The organism is Robiginitalea sp. (assembly GCF_049588695.1).
Classification (GTDB): domain Bacteria; phylum Bacteroidota; class Bacteroidia; order Flavobacteriales; family Flavobacteriaceae; genus Robiginitalea.
On record NZ_JBAVZJ010000225.1, the window covers coordinates 1 to 2,414 of the forward strand.

2 protein-coding genes are annotated in these 2,414 nt (G+C 51.9%); both read left to right on the forward strand.

Annotation, left to right across the window (positions count from 1 at the left end; translation table 11 throughout):
- Nucleotides 1-847: GH36-type glycosyl hydrolase domain-containing protein (locus WBV75_RS05440; protein ID WP_424119631.1), on the forward strand; the 847-nt coding region annotated here is incomplete at its 5' end.
- A gap of 7 nt (nucleotides 848-854) precedes the next feature.
- A partial coding sequence (locus WBV75_RS05445; protein WP_424119632.1) for a glycoside hydrolase family 9 protein occupies nucleotides 855-2,414 on the forward strand: 1,560 nt, incomplete at its 3' end.

Consider the following 2,414-nt stretch of genomic DNA (forward strand, 5'->3'; position numbering starts at 1 on the left):
CCATTTGGGAAAGGAGGCCGAAGCTGAGCGGGCTGCCAACCACGTAGAGAAAATGACAGAGGCGATTGAGGAACACGGCTGGGATGGGGAATGGTTCCTGCGGGCCTACGATTATTATGGAAACAAAATTGGAAGTGCGGAAAACGACGAAGGGAAGATCTTTATCGAATCCAACGGATGGTGTGCCATGGCCGGTATCGGCCTGGAGAAGGGAATGGTAACCTCAGCCCTGGATGCCGTAAAAGAGCGCCTGGATACGCCCCACGGTATTGTCCTGAACAATCCACCTTTTACACGGTATCATATCGAATACGGGGAAATCACCACCTACCCTGAAGGGTATAAGGAAAATGCCGGGATTTTTTGCCATAACAACCCCTGGATCATGATAGGTGAAACGGTACTGGGGCGGGGGGATCAGGCCTGGGACTATTTTAAAAAGATTTGTCCGGCCTACCTGGAAGACGTCAGTGAGCTGCATAAAACGGAACCCTATGTCTATGCACAGATGATCGCCGGGAAGGATGCCTACAGGCCGGGAGAAGCCAAAAACTCCTGGCTCACCGGAACCGCAGCCTGGAATTTCTATGCCATCAGCCAGCACATCCTGGGAATCCAGCCCGCCTACGACGGCCTGGTTATCGATCCCTGTATCCCGCGGGACTGGAAGTCCTATGAAATCACCCGGAAATTCAGGGGTGCCACCTATGAAATCTCGGTTAAGAATCCCAACGGGGTAAACAAAGGAGTTGCGGCTATCTTACTCGATGGCCAGCCTTTAAAAGACGGAAACAAAATTCCATTACAACCCGGGGGCACCTATAAATTAGAAGTTCAACTTGGATAATAATTGTATGAGATACTTAAAACCCAAAACCCTGACGTTCGCATTACTGGCCGGATTTATACTAGGAAGCTGTACCCCACCGAACCGGGAATTACAATATGATTCCAGTCATATCCTGGTCAATCAGTTGGGCTATCCGACGACCGGGACTAAAACAGGATTGTCCAAAATAGCTGCGAGTGATTTCCGCCTTGTGGATGAAAACGATGAGGTGGTTTTTGAAGGAAAGGCCAAAGAACCCCGGTATTGGGAACTCTCCGGGGATACGGTCAGCATTCTGGATTTTTCGGATTTTACTACCGAGGGGCGATACCGACTGTGCGCAGACGGGGAATGCAGTTCTTTATTTTCAATCGGCACACAACTCTACAAGCCGCTGGCCGATGCCGCCCTGAAATCCTATTACTATGCCCGGTGCAGTCAGGAAATACCTCCGGAATACGGAGGGCAATGGATTCGAAAAGCGGGACATCCGGACACAGAAGTCTTGGTTCACAGCTCTGCAGCCGATGCCAACCGTCCTGAAGGCACGACCATTGAGTCGCCGGGCGGCTGGTATGATGCCGGGGACTATGGAAAATACATTGTCAACAGCAGCATCACCACCTGGACCCTTTTAAAAAGCCTGGATGTCAATGGTGCATTTCACAACAATCAGGACCTTACCATCCCGGAATCCGGAAACGACCTTCCGGATATCCTCGATGAGGCCCTGGTTAACCTGAGGTGGATGATGACAATGCAGGACCCCCAGGACGGAGGGGTTTATCACAAGCTTACTACCAAAGGTTTTGACGACTTTATCCTGCCGGAACAAACCGATAAACCCCGGTATGTGGTTCAAAAAAGTACGGCCGCCGCCCTGGATTTTGCGGCCACCCTGGCCTTTGGGTGCAGGATAGTCGGCATCTACGGCACCCCGGAACTGGCGGAGGAAATGAAACAGGCGGCGCTGAAGGCCTGGGCGTGGAGCCTCGAAAACCCCGAAGTTTTCTATGAGCAACCTGAGGATATCAGCACGGGCGCCTATCCGGATACCACCCTTACCGATGAACGGTTCTGGGCAGCATCCGAACTATACCTGACCACTGGGCAAGAAAGGTTTAAAACGGCCCTGGAGCAATCCTATTTAAAGCCTGTCACCCCCAAGTGGGATGTCGTTCAGGCCCTGGGGGCGATCTCCCTGATTACATCCGATCAAAAGGACGCCTTTGGAGAAATCAGGGCAGATTTTATCGAGTATGCAGAGGGTATGTTAGCCCGACAAAGCGCATCCCCATACCTGATCAGCATGGAGGAATTTGCCTGGGGAAGCAATTCGGATGTAGGTAATGACGGTATGCTAAAAATCATAGCTTATGACCTGACAGCGGACCATAGGTACCTCGAGGCAGCCCAAAACGATCTGGATTACCTCCTGGGGCGGAACACCACGGGATACTGTTTTGTCACCGGTTTTGGGAGCCAATCCCCTTTAAAACCCCACAACAGGATCATGGCCGCAGATGGGATCGAGGCCCCAATACCGGGGTATATCGCCGGGGGGCCTAATACGATCGTCCTGAAT